The following is a 1,619-nucleotide window of genomic DNA, read 5'->3' as shown; positions in this document are numbered from 1 at the left end:
GCCGCATTCAGCAGCGTCGGGAAGGCCTGTTGCAGGGCGCGGCCCCACTTGGTGATGGGCTGTTCCTCGATGAAGAGGACATCGTTGGGGCGCATTTCGAACCTGGTCGCCAGGATCATGTTGGCCGCGTTGCCCGCGTTCAGGTGATAGGCTACGATCTCGCCGACCTTGGCCGGGTCGCTGCTGCCGCGCAGGACGTAGATCTCGGTCGGGTCGCCGGTTGTGTTGTCAAAGCCGCCCTCGTTGTACAGCACGTCGGCCAGGGTCGCCTGGCGGCCATAGGGCAGCGCAAAGCGGTTCTGCTTGCTCACCTCGCCGCTGAGATAGACGTAATCGCGCTTTTCCGCGTCCAGCGCGGTGCGCGCCTCGAACAGGCCGCGGCGCTCTTCCAGCGCCGCGCGGCGAATGCCGATCTCGGCGCTCAGCGTACTCAGCGCCGTGCTGCGCGCGGACGACCGGAGCGTGATCACGTCGATCCTGGCCTTGTAGAACTCGAACGCGCGGTCGAGATCATAGGTCGTGTCGACATAGATCGCGTCGCCCGCCCGCAGCAGCTTGTCCTTGAGCGCCGGTTGCGCGCGATAGGTTTCGACCGGGATCTGGTACAGCGTACCGTCACGGTAGATGCGGATCGAGGCGAACTCCTCGTCACGCACGTTCAGCCCGCCCGCGGTGATCAGCGCCTGGCCCAGGGTCAGGTTGTTGGGTGTGATCGGCACCAGCTTGGCGGAACCCACGGCACCGCCCACGGCCACCTGCTGCGAGTTGAACTCGGTCACCTCGAGGCTGAAGGAGGGGTCGATCTGGTTCGACACCAGCGCCTGGAACAGCTGGTCCTCGGCCTGTTGCAGGGTCATGCCGGCCAGCTGGACCGGGCCGATCTCCGGGATGGCGATGGTGCCGTCGTCGCGGACCGTATAGCCCTGCCGCTGGTTCTGTGCCGCCAGCAGGCCCGAAAGCTGTTCCACCGTCGAGGCGGCGTTGCGCGTGGCCAGCAAGAGCACGTCACCCACGCCGATGCGGTAGGGCTGCGGGCTGACGTCGGGCAGCGGGCGATATTCCAGACGCTGCCGCGATTCGTCGGGCAGGTAGGGCGCGGCGGGCAGTGCCCCGACGCCGGTGGCGCCGCCGTAGGATCCGGCATAGGCGTAAAAGACATCCGGCAGCGCGCGCGGCGTATAGGCAGAGGCATTGGCATAGGTCACGGCCCTGGGCGTCAGCTCGACCACGGACACGGGCAGCGCGCCCTGTCGTTCGGACACCTTCGGGCTGTGATAGGTGACCCCGCACCCGGAGAGGACCGCAAATCCGCTCATCGCCAGCACGGCGGCGCGGAGCCAGCCGCCCGGTTTTCCATGCATTTCAGACCCTGTCCGCAAGATCATCCCCATTGTGCCTCACCCCGGCGCCAAATCGGTTTCCATTGCTCAGGCACAAGCAGCCGGGAGATAAATGGAAACCGCAAAAATCTCTGAATGATGTAGCCCGGCGGGGAGCCGAATGCGACAGGAGCCATTGCCCCGCCGCGCCATCGGTGCCGATCGCGGCAAATCAGCAACAAACCGGGAAAACCTGCGCGACCTGTGGAAAAGTTTTGCGCAACCTCGGATCGTCCCGTG

The 1,619-nt window shown here is 65.8% G+C and carries 1 protein-coding gene; it reads right to left on the bottom strand.

What is annotated here, in order from left to right; genetic code table 11:
* The coding region (locus tag KZZ07_RS26515) for a polysaccharide biosynthesis/export family protein (RefSeq protein ID WP_255564620.1) at window positions 1–1,361 on the bottom strand (1,361 nt) is incomplete at its 3' end.
* Window positions 1,362–1,619 lie beyond the last annotated feature (258 nt).

Source organism: Mameliella sp. CS4, from assembly GCF_019392335.1.
In the GTDB taxonomy this organism is placed as follows: Bacteria; Pseudomonadota; Alphaproteobacteria; order Rhodobacterales; family Rhodobacteraceae; genus Antarctobacter.
The sequence above is the reverse complement of the archived record's forward strand: the minus strand, read 5'-3'. Positions and strand labels throughout refer to the sequence as shown.